The sequence below is a fragment of the Bradyrhizobium sp. UFLA01-814 genome, assembly GCF_046718885.1.
In the GTDB taxonomy this organism is placed as follows: Bacteria; Pseudomonadota; Alphaproteobacteria; order Rhizobiales; family Xanthobacteraceae; genus Bradyrhizobium; species Bradyrhizobium elkanii.
In genome coordinates, this window is the sequence record NZ_JAQOSR010000029.1 from 45,539 (window position 1) to 60,126 (window position 14,588).

Here is a 14,588-nt window from a genome sequence, read left to right on the forward strand (position 1 = left end):
GATGGGACGCATCATCTGCTGCGGCCTCGGCCCAGGCGATCCGGACCTGATGAGCGTACGCGCCGACCGCATGGTGCGTGCCGCGAAGCATGTCGCTTATTTCCGCAAGAAGGGCCAACCGGGTCAGGCGCGCCGCATTGTCGAAGGCTTGCTCGTCGCTGACGTCAGCGAATATCCGATGGAATATCCGGTCACCACGGAAATCGCGTTCGACAGTCCGGACTACGCGCGGCTGCTGGCCGACTTCTATGACGAATGGGCCGAGCGCCTGGCGCGATTTGCGCGCGCGATCGACATCGTCGTGCTCTGCGAGGGCGATCCCTATTTCTATGGCTCGTTCATGCATCTGCATGCGCGGCTGCAGGGGCGTGTCGAGATCGAGGTGATCGCCGGTATTCCCGGCATGGTCGGCTGCTGGAATTCGGTGGGTCAGCCGATTGCGCTCGCCGACGATGTGACGACCGTTCTGATGGGGACGCTGCCGGAGCCGGAGCTCGCCGAGCGGATGCACAGCTCCGACGCGCTGGTCGTGATGAAGACCGGTCGTAATCTTCCGAAGATTCGCCGCGCGTTGGCTTCCGCGGGGCGCCTCGATGATGCGTGGCTCGTCGAACGCGGCACCATGCCGGATCAGCGCGTCGCCCAGCTTGCGGATGTCGGCGAGGCCGAGTGTCCGTATTTTGCGATCGTGCTGGTGCACGGGCAGGGGCGGCGCAGGGAGGCCGCGCAATGACCGGCACGCTGACCATCGCGGGGCTCGGACCGGGCGATGAGGCGCTGATCACGCCGGAGGTCTCTGCTGCGCTCGCGGCTGCGACCGACATCGTCGGCTATGCGCCCTATGTGACGCGCGTGCCGCCGCGCGCCGGGCTCACGCTGCATCCCTCGGACAATCGCGTGGAGTTGCAGCGCGCCGCTGATGCGTTGCGGCTTGCGTCGGAAGGGGGCCACGTCGTCGTGGTGTCCTCTGGCGATCCCGGCGTGTTCGCGATGGCATCCGCCGTGTTCGAGGCGCTGGAGGACACGCCGCAATGGCGCGACCTGCCGATTCGCGTTCTGCCCGGCGTGACGGCGATGCTGGCGGCGGCGGCAAGCGCCGGCGCGCCGCTCGGTCATGATTTCTGCGCGATCAACCTCTCTGACAATCTCAAGCCATGGCCGCTGATCGAGAAGCGCCTGCGGCTTGCGGCCGAAGCGGATTTCGCGATCGCGATGTACAATCCGCGCTCGGCCAGCCGGCCGGAAGGCTTTGCACGGACGCTCGAGATTTTGAAAGAAGCGGGCTGTCACGAGCGCATCGTGATTTTCGCGCGCGCCGTCAGCACGCCCGAGCAGCGGATCGAGACGGTCGAGCTGCGCGACGCAAGGCCAGAGATGGCCGACATGCGGACGCTCGTGATCGTCGGCAATTCGGCGACCCGGCGGGTCGGCCGCTGGGTCTATGCGCCGAGGCAGGTTCGATGACCGAGCCATTGCATCACCTCGCTCACGCTTTCCACCCGCGGCCTCTCGGGCAGCAGTGGCCGCGTGATCATGATGACGGGAAGGCCGAGCACGCGGGCAGCGTCGACCTTGGCGCGCGCGCCGGTTCCGCCGGAGTTGCGGGCGACGATCCATTCGATGCGACGCGCGCGCATCATCTCGAGCTCGCCCTCGAGCGTGAAGGGGCCGCGCGACACGATGATTTCGGCATCGGGCAATGGCAGCGCTTGCTCGGGCGGGTCGACGAAACGCAACGTATAGGCATGTTGAGGCCGAGTGCCGAACGGCGCGATGTGCTGGCGGCCGATCGCGAGGAACACGTTGGCGCGGCTGTCCGGCAAGGTAGCGACCGCGGATACGACGTCCGCGACCTCGATCCAGCGATCGCCGGAGGTTTTGTCCCAGGGCGCGCGCTCAAGCGCGATCAGGGGCGTTGTGGTTTGCGCACACGCAGCGATCGCGTTGCGGCTCATCTCGGCCGCGAAGGGATGCGTCGCATCGATCACATGCGTGATGGCTTCGCGACGCAGATAATCGGCAAGACCGCTGACGCCGCCGAAACCACCGCTGCGGACCGGCAACGGTTGGTCGGCCGGCGCGCGGGTGCGGCCGCCATAGGAATAGACTGCGTCGATGCCCGCGCGCGCGGTCGCGACGGCAAGCAAATTGGCGTCGGTCGTTCCGCCCAGGATCAGGGCGCGCATCATGGGTAATCCCTGGTTGACCATCATCGGCATCGGCGAAGATGGCCTTGCCGGCATCTCCGATGCAAGCCGAAACGCGCTTTCCGAAGCCGAAACGGTTTTCGGTGGCGAGCGGCACCTCGCGCTCGCCGGCATCACCGACCGCGGCCGTGCCTGGCCGGTTCCGTTCGATGCGAACGTCGTGCTTGAATGCCGGGGTCGTCCGACGGTGGTGCTCGCGTCGGGCGATCCGTTCTGGCATGGCGCCGGCGGAAGCCTTGTCGAGAAGCTGCAGCCCGGCGAATGGGTCGCGCACTCCGCGCCGTCAACGTTCTCACTGGCGGCGGCTCGTTTGGGCTGGCGTATCGAGAACGCTGTCTGTCTCGGTCTTCATGCCGCACCGTTCGAGCGGCTGTTGCCGCATCTCGTACGCGATGCGCGGATCATCTGCCTGCTGCGCGACGGCAAGGCGGGGTCCGATCTCGCGCGCTGGCTGACGGAGCGTGGTTGGGGGGCGTCGGCAATATGGACGCTTGCGGCGCTTGGCGGACCGCGTGAATCCATCACGCAGCATCGCGCCGACAATTATGTGGAGGATTCGGGCGACAGCCTCGTCACGGTTGCGTTGGAGGCGAAGGGAGGACAAGGGATCGCACGCAGCTCGGGTCTTGCCGATGCGCTCTTTGTGCATGACGGGCAACTGACAAAGCGGCCGGTCCGCGCGCTTGCGCTGTCGGCGCTTGCGCCGCGGCCCGGTGAGCGGCTGTGGGATGTCGGCGCGGGCTCGGGCTCGATCTCGATCGAATGGGCGCTGTGTGGAGGGACGGCGATCGCCGTCGAAGCCCGCAGCGAACGCGCCGCCAACATCCGCAGCAATGCGGCGAGCTTCGGCCTGGCGCATCGGATCACCATCATCGAAGGCGAGGCGCCCGGCGCTTTATCGGACCTCGCGAGGCCTGATGCCGTGTTCATCGGTGGCGGCCTCGACGCCACGATGTTCGATGCGATCTGGTCACGGATCGCGCCGGGAACGCGACTGGTCGCGCATGCGGTGACCCTGGAGACCGAGGCGCTGCTCTCCGATCTGCACCAGCGTCATGGCGGGGAGTTGATGCGCCTCGAGATCGCGCAGGCCGAGCCATTGGGCCGCTATCGCGCCTGGAAAGCCGCGCGGCCGATCGTGCAATGGAGCGCGCTCCGATGAAGGTCGCTGGTCTCGGATTCAGACGCAATGCAAGCGTCGCGTCCTTGCGCGACGCACTCGACGCGGCCGGCGGGTCCGACGGCCTTGCGGCAATTGCAACGGTGAGTGACAAGGCCGATGCGGCGGCATTGAAGGCGCTGGCCCAGGAACTGGGACTGCCAGTCCGCGGCATTTCTGCCGGGATATTGGCCGAGATACAAACCGCGACACAGTCCGAAATCATCAAGGCGAGATTCGGAACAGGTTCGGTCGCCCAGGCTGCGGCGATCGCTGCGGCAGGGCGCGGTGCGCGCCTGATCTCGGTCAGGGCTGCGTCACAGGATCGGATGGCCGTTGCGGCGATCGCGGAAGGAGACGGCGAATGACGGTGCATTTCATCGGCGCAGGACCCGGCGCTGCCGATTTGCTGACCCTGCGCGGGCGCGATCTCATCGCCTCGTGCCCGGTTTGTCTCTATGCCGGATCGCTGGTGCCGTCAGGTGTTCTGGCGCATTGCCCGCCGGATGCGCGCATCGTCAACACCGCGCCGCTCTCGCTCGACGAAATCATCGCCGAGATCGCTGCCGCGCATGCGGAGGGCAAGGATGTCGCGCGGCTGCATTCCGGCGATCTCTCGATCTGGTCGGCGATGGGCGAGCAGCTGCGCCGGCTGCGCGCGTTGCAGATTCCCTATTCGGTCACGCCCGGGGTGCCGGCCTTCTCGGCGGCCGCGGCGGCGCTGGAGGCCGAGCTCACGCTGCCGGGCCTTGCGCAATCGGTGGTGCTGACACGCACGCCGGGCCGGGCGAGCGCGATGCCTGATGGTGAGACACTCGCAGCGTTTGCTGCGACCGGCGCGGTGCTGGCGATCCATCTTTCGATCCATCTGCTCGACAAGGTCATGGCCGAGCTCACGCCGCACTATGGCGCGGATTGCCCGGTTGCGATCGTCTGGCGCGCGAGCTGGCCGGACCAGCGCATCATGCGCGCCACGCTCGCGACGCTCGATAGTGCCGTGGGCCCCGAGCTCGAACGCACTGCGCTCATTCTGGTCGGCAAGACGCTCGGCGCGGACGAATTCGCCGAGAGCCGTCTCTATGCAGCCGACTACGACCGCCGCTACCGTCCGGTCGGGGCGGCGCCGCGCTTTCCGGAATCGTCGCCGGAATCATCGCAATGACCGCGGGGCTCGTCATCTCTGCGCCGGCATCCGGTGTCGGCAAGACGACGCTGACCCTGGCGTTGGCGCGCGCCTATCGCAATCGTGGTCTCAAGGTGCAATGCCTCAAGAGCGGGCCTGATTACATCGATCCCGCCTTTCACGCGGTCGCCACGGGACGCGCGTCGGTCAACATCGATAGCTGGGCGATGGCGCGCGAAGCGATCGTGCATCTGGCAGGCCGCGGCGCGGATGCCGATCTCGTGCTGGCGGAAGGCTCGATGGGACTGTTCGACGGCGTCGCCGCGCGTGGCGTCTCGGGGACCGGCGCCACTGCCGACATCGCCGAAATGATGGGGTGGCCGGTGCTGCTGGTGATCGATCCCTCCGGTCAGGCGCAGACCGCGGCGGCGGTCGCGGCGGGATTGCGTGATTTTCGCGCCGGTGTGCAGCTTGCCGGCGTCGTCCTCAATCGCGTCGCGAGCGCGCGGCATGAAGCCCTGGTGCGCAATGCCATGGCCGGCGCGGGCATTCCGGTATTGGGATCGCTGCCGCGCCACGCCGAGATCGCCTTGCCGAAGCGTCACCTCGGCCTGGTACAGGCCGAAGAGCAGGCTCAAATCGACGGTCTGATTGACGAAGCCGCACGCTTCGTCGCCGAACATGTTGATCTCGACGCCGTGCTGATATCGGCCAAGGTCTGGTCGCCGCAATCAGCCGTGCGCAGCCTGGACATCACGCCGCCCGGTCAGCGCATCGCGCTCGCACGCGACGCGGCGTTCTCCTTTGTCTATCCTCACATGCTGGAAGCCTGGCGCGCGGCCGGCGCAGAGATCGTGACGTTCTCGCCGCTTGCCGACGAAGGCCCCGATCCGGACGCCGATGTGTGCTGGCTGCCCGGCGGCTATCCCGAACTGCATGCCGGCCGGCTTGCAGCCAACGGGCAATTTCTCGGGCGGCTCCGCACCTTCGCCGAGATGCGGCCGGTGCACGGTGAATGCGGGGGCTACATGGTGCTGGGCGCCGCGTTGACCGATGCCGACGGCGTGCGCCATGAGATGGCGGGATTGCTCGGCCTTGAGACGAGCTATGCCAAGCGCCGCATGCATCTGGGCTACCGGCTCGCCGAGCTTGCCGCACCGATGCCCGGCCACGGCCCGGGCGCACGCTTGCGCGGCCACGAGTTTCATTATTCGACAATCATCGCGCAGCCCGACACGCCGCTCGCGGTGGTGCGCGATGCGACCGGTACGATCGTTGCGGAGACCGGATCGCGGCGCGGCTGTGCGACGGGTACATTCTTCCATCTGATTGCGGAGGACCGGTGAGCGGATTCGTTTCCTTCGTCTCGGCAGGTCCCGGCGATCCCGAGCTCCTGACAGTGAAAGGCGCCGCGCGGCTGCGCGAGGCCGACGTGGTGCTCTATGACGATCTTGCCTCGGGCGCGATCCTCGATCTCGCGCGCTCCGGCGCCAATCTCGTCGCGGTCGGCAAGCGCGCCGGCCGCCTGTCGGCGAAGCAGCACCATGTCAGCCGGCTGCTGGTCGATTACGCCGCCGCCGGCGTGCGAGTGGTGCGGCTGAAATCCGGCGACGCCGGCATTTTTGGACGGCTCGAGGAGGAGGTCGAAGCGCTGCGCGCGGCCGGCATCGGCTACGAGATCATTCCCGGCGTGACCTCGGCCTCGGTTGCCGCCGCGCAGGCCGGCATTCCGCTGACGCGACGGCTGACCTCGCGCCGGGTCCAGTTTGTGACCGGCGCCGATGTGACGGGCGAATTGCCTGCGGACCTGAACTGGGCGGCGCTGGCCGATCCGGAAGCGACCACCGTCGTCTATATGGGGCGGCGGACCTTCCCGGCATTGGCCGCAAGGCTGATCGCGCACGGCCTCGCGCCCGACACCCCCGCGCTGCTGGCGGAATCGCTCGGCCACGCGGACGAGCGGCTGCTTCGCACCACGATCGCAGCGCTGGCCGAACAGCTCACGCATGCCGGCGCGGCCACGGCGGCTGCCGTTATTCTGTTCGGTGCGCTGGCGCCGGAACGAGGGTGACGCGGCCATGTTGACGCTGTCCCTGATCGGCATCGGTTGTGGTGATCCCCGGCAGCTCACTTTCGCTGCGACCGCCGCGATCAATGCCTCCGACCTGATCCTGATCCCGCGCAAGGGGACGGCGAAGTCGGATCTCGCCGAGTTGCGTCGAACGATCTGCGCGGAAGCGTTGAGCAATGACCGCACACGCATTGCCGAGTTCGACCTGCCGGTGCGTGACGCCGGCGAAGAGGATTATCGCAAGGGTGTGGACGATTGGCACGATGCCATCGCTGCGGCGTGGTCGCAGGAAATCGCGCGCAACCCAGGCAGAGAGGGACGCGTCGCCCTGCTGATCTGGGGCGATCCCTCGCTCTACGATTCGAGCCTGCGGATTGCGCGCCGGCTCGATCCGTTGCCATCGATCGAGGTGATCCCGGGCATCACATCGATCCAGGCCCTGTGCGCGGCGCATGCGCTGCCGCTCAATGAGATCGGCGAGCCGTTCCTCGTGACGACCGGCCGACGGCTGCGCGAGGGCGGCTGGCCGCCCGGCGTCGACACCGTGGTCGTGATGCTCGACGGCGGCGCCGCCTTCCAGACGCTGGATCCTTCCGGGCTGCAAATCTGGTGGGGCGCCTATCTCGGCATGCCCGATCAAATCATCATGGCGGGAGAACTGGCGGAGGTCGGCCCTCGCATCGTTGCCGCGCGACGCGAGGCACGTGAGCGGCACGGCTGGATCATGGACAGCTATGTCCTGAAGCGGAAATCGTGATCCGGATTTTGCTCCGGCATTCTGTGCAGACGGCTGCTAGGTCTTCAATCCGCGAATCGAAGGTTGGATGGTCAGGCGGTAGGCGACGAGCCTGTCGCCATCGAACTGCTCGAGGGTCGTCTCGCAAACCGGGCAGCGATACTCGCCCTTGCTTCCAGATCCGGACGCCAGCTCAAGGCGTCGGAATCCGGCCCCGCAGCGCGGGCATGTGACGTCGTCCTTCTTCATCAACTCACCCCAGAACAACACCGGCGCTGCTTTTTAGCGCAGACCGCGCGGCGGAACTATGTTCATGGCCGCGGAGCGACGGATCATTCGTGCATGGAAGCGGCGGTGCGTCGTCGTCGAGCGGGCGGCAGTGCAGCCGATTGCGCGGAGCGGGCGGCCGATTTTCAACGCATTGTGCAAGTTCGGCAAGGGGTTATGGCTCGGCCTTAAAGAGCAATGACTGCCGGACCCCCGCAACAATAATGACTGCCATGTCGCTGTGTTCGAGAGATGCTGCGTCTGCTCAGTCCCATGCGCGATCGCCGGCACGCCCGAGGCCCACCGGCGATCAATCGCGAACAGCTATTGCCTGATCAGACGAACCACGTCCTGCCTCAGCAGGTAGAGCGAGACGGCGAGCAGCACGACGTCCTTCATCAGGAAGGGCACGTTGCCGGTCATCGCGGGGAAGCCACCGGCGGCAACGTCCCAGCCATCAGGCATGAACGGAATGATGGTGACCGTCGCGATGAAGGTGCCGGTCGAGCCGAGGGCGCCGAGCACGCCGAGCCGCTTGTCCCAGAAGCCCGCGAGCAGCAGAGAACCGAACGTCCACTCAGAGGCGCCAAGGAAGTAGCTGGCGCCGGCGTGGCCGAACGCTGGATAGAGCCACCAGATCAGCGGCCCGTTGCTGATGAACGGGACCAGCCGTTCGAATTCGTACGGAAACCACTTCTGGTAGCCGAAGAACAGGAACATGATCACCATAGCGGCCCGGACGACGTGATAGTCGAGATCCTCCGCCAGCAGGCCGGACCTGTCGAGCGCGCGGACAAGCGGATTTTGTGTGGTATTGGCAAGCGTGGTCATGGTCGTGATCCTTTCGCGTGACATCGCTCGGTCGCTTCACGCGACTGCCGGGAAGTCGATGTCGGTGTCGTTGATGCGGTTGAAGACGTTGGTGAAGACCGTGGTCGCAAACGCCAGGCTGATCTCGACCAGCTGCGCGTCGCTGTAGCCGGCGGACTTGATCGCGGCGAAATCCTCGTCGCTGACGGTGCCGCTCGACTGCGCGAGCTTGCGGACGAAATGCACGAGCGCATCGCCCTTGGCGTCACCGGTCGGCTCGCCCTCGCGGATCTGCTTGAGCACATCCGCATTCACGCCGGCGAGCCTGGCGAGATGCGAGTGCGCGGCGACACAATAATCGCAGCCGCCGGCGGCGCTGATGACGAGCTTGACGATCTCCAGGTCGCGCCGGGGCAGGCTGCCGCCAGTCAGGACGGCATCGGCCGCAAGGATCGACTTGAGCGCGGCCGGACCGTGGGCCGCGATCGCCGCGTAGGTGTTCGGCACGGCGCCGATCGCCTTCTTGATCTGGGCGTAGACCTGGCCCGACGGGCCGGTATCGGTTTCGAGATTGGGAGTTGAGAGACGAGACATGGTGGCACTCCTTGTTCGGGGTGGTGAACGATTGCGGAGTGACAATAGGATCGAGGTTTGAGACATTGAATGTTCATATTGTTCGTTTATATGCTCAATCGTCTCATGCGCTGCTTCAGGGGGATTGGCCATGGATTGGCTCAGCCGGCTGTTCGAGATGATGCCGGTGCGCGGGCGGCTCGACTTGCGCTGCAGCTACAGCGTGCCCTGGCGTATCGAGCAGGGACCGGGCCTAACCAACGAGATCCCCTATCATGCGGTGCTTGCCGGCTCGGCGATCCTGGACGACGCCGCGGGCGGACGGCCGTTGCTGCTGAAGCCCGGCGACATCCTCCTGCTTCCCGGCAACCCGCGACACGTGATGCACGACGGAAGCGGCGCGACACCGCTGCCGGCGCGCAACCGGGCGGCGGAGAATTTCACGATCAGCGAAAACCTCGGATCGGACGAACGGCTTGACCTGTTGTGCGGGCACTTCGCGATTGCACCCCCGCACGACCGCCTGTTGCGCAATTATCTTCCGCCGCGTCTTGTCGTGCATGCCGGCGCGCGTGCGGGAAAGGGAACGGCTGCGCAGCTCGCCGGGCTCGTGTCGTTGATGCGCAGCGAAACGGCCGACGATCATCTGGGCGGCCACGCCATGCTGAATGCGCTGTCCACGGCAATGTTCGCGCTTGTGCTGCGGCTTGCGAGCGAGACCGATGCAACGTCACGGGGACTTCTCGCCCTGGTCGGTGATCCCAGGCTCGCGCCGGCCGTGGCCGCCATGTTCAAGGAGCCCGCGCGTGCGTGGTCGCTGCCGGAGCTCGCACGGCTTTGCAACATGTCGCGCGCCACGCTGGCGCGGCAGTTCCAGGACAAGCTCGGGCGATCGGCCAGCGATCTGCTCACCGATGTCAGGATGACGCTTGCGGCGAACGAGTTGAAGGGATCATCGCTTTCGACCGGCGCTGTCGCAGAGATGGTCGGGTATCAATCGGAGGCCGCCTTTCAGCGGGCCTTCAAAAACCACATGGGCGTGACGCCGGCGCAGTGGCGCAAATCGCAGCCGCCGGAACAGGAGGTGTCGCTGGGACCTGCTGCACCGGCTGATCGGAAAGGCAGTTCGCCGACTGTGGATGCGTAGCGTCCCCCGTGCCTCGCTCACGTCTCGGTGCGGGAGGCGCGGAGTGCGCTCGATCAAGACTTGCGATGCCTGGCGTTGACCGCGATCGCGGCGGCGGCGGTGCGGTTCTCGACCCCGAGCTTGGCGTAGATCTGCTCGAGGTGCTTGTCGACGGTGCGCGGGCTGAGGCCGAGGATCTGCGCGATGTCGCGATTGGTCTTGCCCTTGGAGAGCCAGGACAGCACCTCGCCCTCGCGGGTGGTCAGGCCGAGCTCGCTGGAGAACTCGGCCGGCATGTCGCCGCTGGTGTCCTTGGCGAGCCGCAGCAGGAATTCGTTGGGCCCGAGCTTGCCCATATATTGCAGCCGAAGCTGTTCGTTGCCGGGGAATGACGCCACGGTCGCCGTCTTCTTTCCCGTGCCGCCCTTCTGCGCCTGCTCGAGCCATTGCGGCATCGGATCCGGCAGCGCGAAATTGTCGGCGGCGTCGGCGAGCGTATCCGACAGCAGTCGCTGTGCTTGCGGCGTTGCCCACAGCAGCGCGCCAGCGCTGTTCACGGCGAGCAGATAGCGGCCGGAGACGTCGAGCGCCGCGCGGGCGCTCTGTGTCATTCGCGCATTGGCGAGATGGACCCGGATGCGCGCCAGCATCTCCTCGACCACGATCGGCTTCGTGACATAGTCGACGCCGCCGGCCTCCAGCCCGCGCACGATATGCTCGGTCTCGGCGAGGCCCGTCATGAAGATGATCGGCACGCCGTCGAGCCCTGCGTCGCGCTTCAGCCGCCGGCAGGTCTCGAAACCGTCCATGCCGGGCATCACGGCATCGAGCAGCACGATATCGGGCGTGATCTGGTCGACGATGCGCATCGCCGAGGCGCCGTCGAGCGCGACCATCACGGTCATGCCGGCGCCGTCGAGCGCGTCGGTCAGCAGGCGCAACGTCTCGGGCGAGTCGTCGACGACGAGCGCGACGTCGCGCTTCTTCTGTTCAATGGTCATAGCTGTGCAATGTCTTCAACGTCGCCATATATTGATCGAGATCGAACCGGTCGATCAGCGTGCGCATCTGGCCGACGAAATCGGCATGTTCGGGACACTCATTGCCGATCTCGTCGAGCTTGAGCTGGATCGCCCTGACATAGCCGAGCTGGCCGAGGCTGATCAGCTCTTCGACATATTTCACCGGCGGCCGCGAACCACTCTCGGGCTTCCATTGCGGAGGCGAGGCCGGCTCGGCCTCATACTGCCACTCGATCTTGAGCAACTGGCGGATGGTCTCGAGCAGCCGCGGGATGTCGATCGGCTTCATCAGGTATCCGTCGTGGAACGGTTGCGCGAGCGGCGCGCCATGGGCCTCCAGCGCGCTGGCCGAGATCATCAGGATCCGTGCCTGGTGATGGCCTTCGGAGCGCAAGGTTTCGGCGACCGTCCAGCCGTCCATGCCCGCCATCGAGATATCGAGCAGGAACAGGTCCGGCCGGCAGTGCTGCGCGAGGGCAAGACAGCCTGGCCCGTCCGGCGCGCTGAGCAGGATGAAGCCGAGCGGCGTCAGGATCTCGCGCAGGAGGTCGCGGTGGGTCGGGTCGTCGTCCGTGATCAGGATGGTCTTGCGCGGACCGTGATAGCCGTACACGGGAGCATCGACCGGCGCATCGCGCCGCGGATTGGTGACCTCCGACAGCAGCAGCTTGACGCGGAACGTGCTGCCGCTGCCGACCGTACTCAGGACCTTGATGTCGCCGCCCATCACACCCGCGAGCAGGCGGCTGATGGTGAGCCCGAGCCCGGTGCCGGTCTGCGGCTGGGTGACGCCAAGCGCGCCGCGCTCGAACGGGGCGAAGATCCGCTCGAGATCGTCGGGCTGGATGCCGGGTCCGGTATCGATCACCTCGAACTCTGCGACCGGGCTGCGGTAATGCACCACGAATAGCACCTGGCCGGATTGCGTGAACTTGATCGCATTCGACAGCAGGTTGATCAGGATCTGCCGCAGCCGCTTCTCGTCGGCATAGACCACGACCGGCAGCACGGCCGGCCGTTTGAACACGAAGTCGATGCCTTTTGCTGCGGCTTGCAGGCGGAACATGCCGACCAGCTGCTCGAGGAAGTCATTCAACCGCACTTCATCGCGCGACAGGTAGAGTCGGCCGGCCTCGATCTTGGAGATATCGAGGATGCCGTCGATCAGCCCCGACAGATGATCGGCGCTGCGGCGGACCACGCGCACCTGCTCACGCGGCCGCACCTGCAGGCTGTCGTCCTGTTCCAGCAATTGCGCGTAGCCGGAGATCGCATTCAGCGGCGAGCGAAGCTCGTGGCTGAGGCCCACGACGTACCGGCTCTTGGCGAGATTGGCGGACTCCGCGACCTCCTTGGCGCGCTGCAGTTCGGCGTCGGTGCGCTTGTGGGCGTCGATCTCCTGGATCAGCAGCGTGGTCTGCCGGCGTGTTTCCGCTTCCGCGGCGCGCCGGCTTTGTTGCGCCAGCACGAACAGCCAGGCGACGACGCCAATGATCAGGGTCAGCGCGAAGAACACCTTCCAGAGCACGTCGGCCAGCAATTCGTTGGCATGCACCGCCGCCGTGGTCTGCAGGTAGATCAGGCCGAGCACGATCGCCACGAGCCCGGCCGAGACGGCGAACACGCCGAGATAATGCCCGAGCTGCGAATTGATGCGGGCATAGATCGGTTGCGGCATCACCTTGCCCAGCGCATCCGACACCTGCGCGCCGATCCGGCCATGCGGCTTGCAGAGGTCATGGCAGCGTGCGTCGAGCGAGCAGCACAGTGAGCAGATCGGGCCGGCATAAGCGGGGCAGGAAGCCATGTCCTCGGGCTCGAACGCATGCTCGCAGATACAGCACTGGATCGATTCGATGTTCTGCCAGCTCCGCTTCGGCTTGCGGGCGATGTAGTACTTGCCGTCGGTGGCCCAGGCAATGAGGGGAGCCGTGACGAAGGCGACCGCAAGCGCAACGAAGGCCGACAGCGCCTTCGCGGTCGGGCCGAACAGGCCGTAGAACGCGCTGATCGAGACCACGGTGGCGATCGTCATCGCGCCGACGCCGACCGGGTTGATATCGCAGAGATGGGCGCGCTTGAACTCGATGTGCTGCGGCCGCAAGCCGAGCGGCTTGTTGATGACGAGATCGGCCACCAGCGCGCCGACCCAGGCGATCGCGACGTTGGAGTAGAGCGCGAGCGTCTGCTCCAGCGCCTTATAGACGCCGATCTCCATCAGCAGCAGCGCGACGACGACGTTGAAGACCAGCCACACCACGCGGCCGGGATGCGAGTGGGTGAGGCGGGAGAAGAAGTTCGACCAGGCGATCGAGCCGGCATAGGCGTTGGTGACGTTGATCTTGACCTGCGACAGGATCACGAACGTGCCGGTCAGCGCCATCGCCAGATCCGGCTGGGACAGCACGTAGCGGAACGCCTCGAGGTACATGTTGGCGGGCTCGGCCGCGTGCTCGGCCGAGACGCCGTGGCTGAGCGCAAAGAAGGCGAGGAACGAGCCGGCCAGCAGCTTGAGCGCGCCGAGCACGATCCAGCCGGGACCGGCGCTGAGCAGCGCGATCCACCAGGCCTTGCGCGAGGTGCGGCGGTCGCGCGGCAGAAAGCGCAGGAAGTCGACCTGCTCGCCGATCTGCGCCACCAGTGCGAATACCACGGAGGCCGCGGTGCCGAACAGCAGCAGATCGAGATTTCCTGCGGGATCGCCGTGATCGCCGGCGAATTTGCGCCACTCGGTGAACGAATGCGGATTGGCCCAGGCGATCGCCGCGAACGGCATGATGTGGAGGATGACCCACAGCGGCTGGGTCCAGAGCTGGAAGCGGCTGATCAGCGTGATGCCGTAGATCACCAGCGGAATGATCACGACCGCGCTGATCAGATAGCCGATCGGCCGCGGGATGCCGAAGCACATGTCGAGCGCGCTGGCCAGGATCACCGCCTCGATCGCGAAGAAGATGAAGGTGAAGGAGGCGTAGATCAGCGAGGTGATGGTCGAGCCGATATAGCCGAAACCGGCGCCGCGGGTCAGCAGGTCGATGTCGATGCCGCTTTTCGCGGCATGGTAGGCGATCGGAAGTCCGCAAAGGAAGATGATGACGCTGACCACCAGGATCGCAGCGGAGGCGTTCATTGCGCCGTAGTTCAGCGTGATGGTGCCGCCGATCGCCTCCAGCGCAAGGAACGAGATTGCGCCGAGCGCGGTGTTGGCGACCCGGGCGGCGGACCAGCGCCGCGCGCTCTTGGCGGTGAAGCGCAGCGCGTAGTCTTCCAGCGTCTGGTTGGCGACCCATTGATTGTATTGGCGCCTGACGCGGTCTATCCGCTGCCGCCCTGCCACTCGTTTCAACTCCTGGTCCACGATGCGCTGATCGCGGGCAAATCCCGTACCAAAAACCTACGTCGCTATTTTGCGGTGCAGTATACGCGATCTCACGTATCAGTGCGCTGCACAAAAGTGAGCAATCCTAGCCTCATCAATAAGCGTTCTCGAACCA

15 protein-coding genes are annotated in these 14,588 nt (G+C 66.1%); 9 read left to right on the plus strand and 6 right to left on the minus strand.

The window, feature by feature from the left end:
* Nucleotide 1: 1 nt before the first annotated feature.
* Both PMN64_RS11675 and cobJ read left to right on the plus strand, forming a co-directional pair.
* On the plus strand, nt 2–733 hold the full coding sequence (locus tag PMN64_RS11675; RefSeq protein WP_411780798.1) for a precorrin-2 C(20)-methyltransferase: 732 nt from the start codon (nt 2–4) through the stop codon (nt 731–733).
* Nucleotides 730–1,464, plus strand: coding sequence for a precorrin-3B C(17)-methyltransferase (cobJ, locus tag PMN64_RS11680; protein WP_411780799.1), 735 nt, complete (start codon nt 730–732; stop codon nt 1,462–1,464). The genes PMN64_RS11675 and cobJ overlap by 4 nt, the downstream gene beginning before the upstream one ends.
* On the opposite strand, the gene PMN64_RS11685 is transcribed toward cobJ, so the two are convergent.
* A complete protein-coding gene (locus tag PMN64_RS11685) occupies nt 1,440–2,189 on the minus strand; it encodes a cobalt-precorrin-6A reductase (RefSeq protein WP_411780800.1) in 750 nt (249 codons plus the stop codon). The genes cobJ and PMN64_RS11685 overlap by 25 nt on opposite strands.
* Between PMN64_RS11685 and cbiE the strand changes: the two genes are divergently transcribed.
* From cbiE to cobF, 6 genes are read left to right on the plus strand one after another with little or no spacing between them, the layout of a single operon-like run.
* The gene (gene cbiE / locus PMN64_RS11690) at nt 2,188–3,369 is read left to right on the plus strand and encodes a precorrin-6y C5,15-methyltransferase (decarboxylating) subunit CbiE (protein ID WP_411780801.1); all 1,182 of its coding nucleotides are present in this window, start codon (nt 2,188–2,190) and stop codon (nt 3,367–3,369) included. The genes PMN64_RS11685 and cbiE overlap by 2 nt on opposite strands.
* Nucleotides 3,366–3,734 carry a cobalamin biosynthesis protein gene (locus tag PMN64_RS11695; RefSeq protein WP_411780802.1) on the plus strand — a complete coding sequence of 123 codons (369 nt, stop codon included), beginning with the start codon at nt 3,366–3,368 and terminating at the stop codon, nt 3,732–3,734. The genes cbiE and PMN64_RS11695 overlap by 4 nt, the downstream gene beginning before the upstream one ends.
* A complete protein-coding gene (gene cobM, locus PMN64_RS11700) occupies nt 3,731–4,528 on the plus strand; it encodes a precorrin-4 C(11)-methyltransferase (RefSeq protein ID WP_304499545.1) in 798 nt (265 codons plus the stop codon). Before PMN64_RS11695 ends, cobM begins: the two co-directional genes overlap by 4 nt.
* Complete coding sequence (locus PMN64_RS11705) at nt 4,525–5,835, plus strand: cobyrinate a,c-diamide synthase (protein ID WP_411780803.1); 1,311 nt, start codon at nt 4,525–4,527, stop codon at nt 5,833–5,835. Before cobM ends, PMN64_RS11705 begins: the two co-directional genes overlap by 4 nt.
* Nucleotides 5,832–6,560 carry a uroporphyrinogen-III C-methyltransferase gene (gene cobA / locus PMN64_RS11710; protein WP_411780804.1) on the plus strand — a complete coding sequence of 243 codons (729 nt, stop codon included), beginning with the start codon at nt 5,832–5,834 and terminating at the stop codon, nt 6,558–6,560. Before PMN64_RS11705 ends, cobA begins: the two co-directional genes overlap by 4 nt.
* A gap of 7 nt (nt 6,561–6,567) precedes the next feature.
* Nucleotides 6,568–7,317, plus strand: a complete 750-nt coding sequence (gene cobF / locus PMN64_RS11715) for a precorrin-6A synthase (deacetylating) (RefSeq protein ID WP_411780805.1) — start codon at nt 6,568–6,570, stop codon at nt 7,315–7,317.
* Nucleotides 7,318–7,353: 36 nt separating this feature from the next.
* Here cobF and PMN64_RS11720 read toward each other — a convergent pair whose 3' ends face one another.
* From PMN64_RS11720 to PMN64_RS11730, 3 genes are all read right to left on the minus strand, one after another.
* A complete protein-coding gene (locus PMN64_RS11720; RefSeq protein WP_038382082.1) occupies nt 7,354–7,545 on the minus strand; it encodes a hypothetical protein in 192 nt (63 codons plus the stop codon).
* A gap of 342 nt (nt 7,546–7,887) precedes the next feature.
* Entirely contained in the window at nt 7,888–8,394 is a 507-nt protein-coding gene (locus PMN64_RS11725; protein WP_050387162.1) for a YkgB family protein, read from the minus strand.
* A 36-nt stretch (nt 8,395–8,430) separates the two neighbouring features.
* Nucleotides 8,431–8,967 carry a carboxymuconolactone decarboxylase family protein gene (locus tag PMN64_RS11730; RefSeq protein ID WP_411780806.1) on the minus strand — a complete coding sequence of 179 codons (537 nt, stop codon included), beginning with the start codon at nt 8,965–8,967 and terminating at the stop codon, nt 8,431–8,433.
* 130 nt (nt 8,968–9,097) lie between these two features.
* Here PMN64_RS11730 and PMN64_RS11735 point away from each other — a divergent pair, with 130 nt between their 5' ends.
* Nucleotides 9,098–10,093, plus strand: coding sequence for an AraC family transcriptional regulator (locus PMN64_RS11735; RefSeq protein WP_411780807.1), 996 nt, complete (start codon nt 9,098–9,100; stop codon nt 10,091–10,093).
* Nucleotides 10,094–10,146: 53 nt separating this feature from the next.
* Here PMN64_RS11735 and PMN64_RS11740 read toward each other — a convergent pair whose 3' ends face one another.
* Together PMN64_RS11740 and PMN64_RS11745 are read right to left on the minus strand one after the other, a co-directional pair.
* Nucleotides 10,147–11,073, minus strand: a complete 927-nt coding sequence (locus tag PMN64_RS11740) for a response regulator transcription factor (RefSeq protein ID WP_212054995.1) — start codon at nt 11,071–11,073, stop codon at nt 10,147–10,149.
* Nucleotides 11,063–14,431 (minus strand): ATP-binding protein, encoded by a 3,369-nt coding sequence (locus PMN64_RS11745; RefSeq protein WP_411780808.1) that lies wholly within the window; start codon nt 14,429–14,431, stop codon nt 11,063–11,065. The genes PMN64_RS11740 and PMN64_RS11745 overlap by 11 nt, the downstream gene beginning before the upstream one ends.
* Nucleotides 14,432–14,588 lie beyond the last annotated feature (157 nt).

Coding starts and splice junctions, on each gene's coding strand:
- PMN64_RS11675 (WP_411780798.1), top strand. CDS start 2: ATGGGACGCATCATCTGCTGCGGCCTCGGCCCAGGCGATCCGGACCTG.
- cobJ (WP_411780799.1), top strand. CDS start 730: ATGACCGGCACGCTGACCATCGCGGGGCTCGGACCGGGCGATGAGGCG.
- cbiE (WP_411780801.1), top strand. CDS start 2,188: ATGGGTAATCCCTGGTTGACCATCATCGGCATCGGCGAAGATGGCCTT.
- PMN64_RS11685 (WP_411780800.1), bottom strand. CDS start 2,189: ATGATGCGCGCCCTGATCCTGGGCGGAACGACCGACGCCAATTTGCTT.
- PMN64_RS11695 (WP_411780802.1), top strand. CDS start 3,366: ATGAAGGTCGCTGGTCTCGGATTCAGACGCAATGCAAGCGTCGCGTCC.
- cobM (WP_304499545.1), top strand. CDS start 3,731: ATGACGGTGCATTTCATCGGCGCAGGACCCGGCGCTGCCGATTTGCTG.
- PMN64_RS11705 (WP_411780803.1), top strand. CDS start 4,525: ATGACCGCGGGGCTCGTCATCTCTGCGCCGGCATCCGGTGTCGGCAAG.
- cobF (WP_411780805.1), top strand. CDS start 6,568: ATGTTGACGCTGTCCCTGATCGGCATCGGTTGTGGTGATCCCCGGCAG.
- PMN64_RS11720 (WP_038382082.1), bottom strand. CDS start 7,545: ATGAAGAAGGACGACGTCACATGCCCGCGCTGCGGGGCCGGATTCCGA.
- PMN64_RS11725 (WP_050387162.1), bottom strand. CDS start 8,394: ATGACCACGCTTGCCAATACCACACAAAATCCGCTTGTCCGCGCGCTC.
- PMN64_RS11730 (WP_411780806.1), bottom strand. CDS start 8,967: ATGTCTCGTCTCTCAACTCCCAATCTCGAAACCGATACCGGCCCGTCG.
- PMN64_RS11735 (WP_411780807.1), top strand. CDS start 9,098: ATGGATTGGCTCAGCCGGCTGTTCGAGATGATGCCGGTGCGCGGGCGG.
- PMN64_RS11740 (WP_212054995.1), bottom strand. CDS start 11,073: ATGACCATTGAACAGAAGAAGCGCGACGTCGCGCTCGTCGTCGACGAC.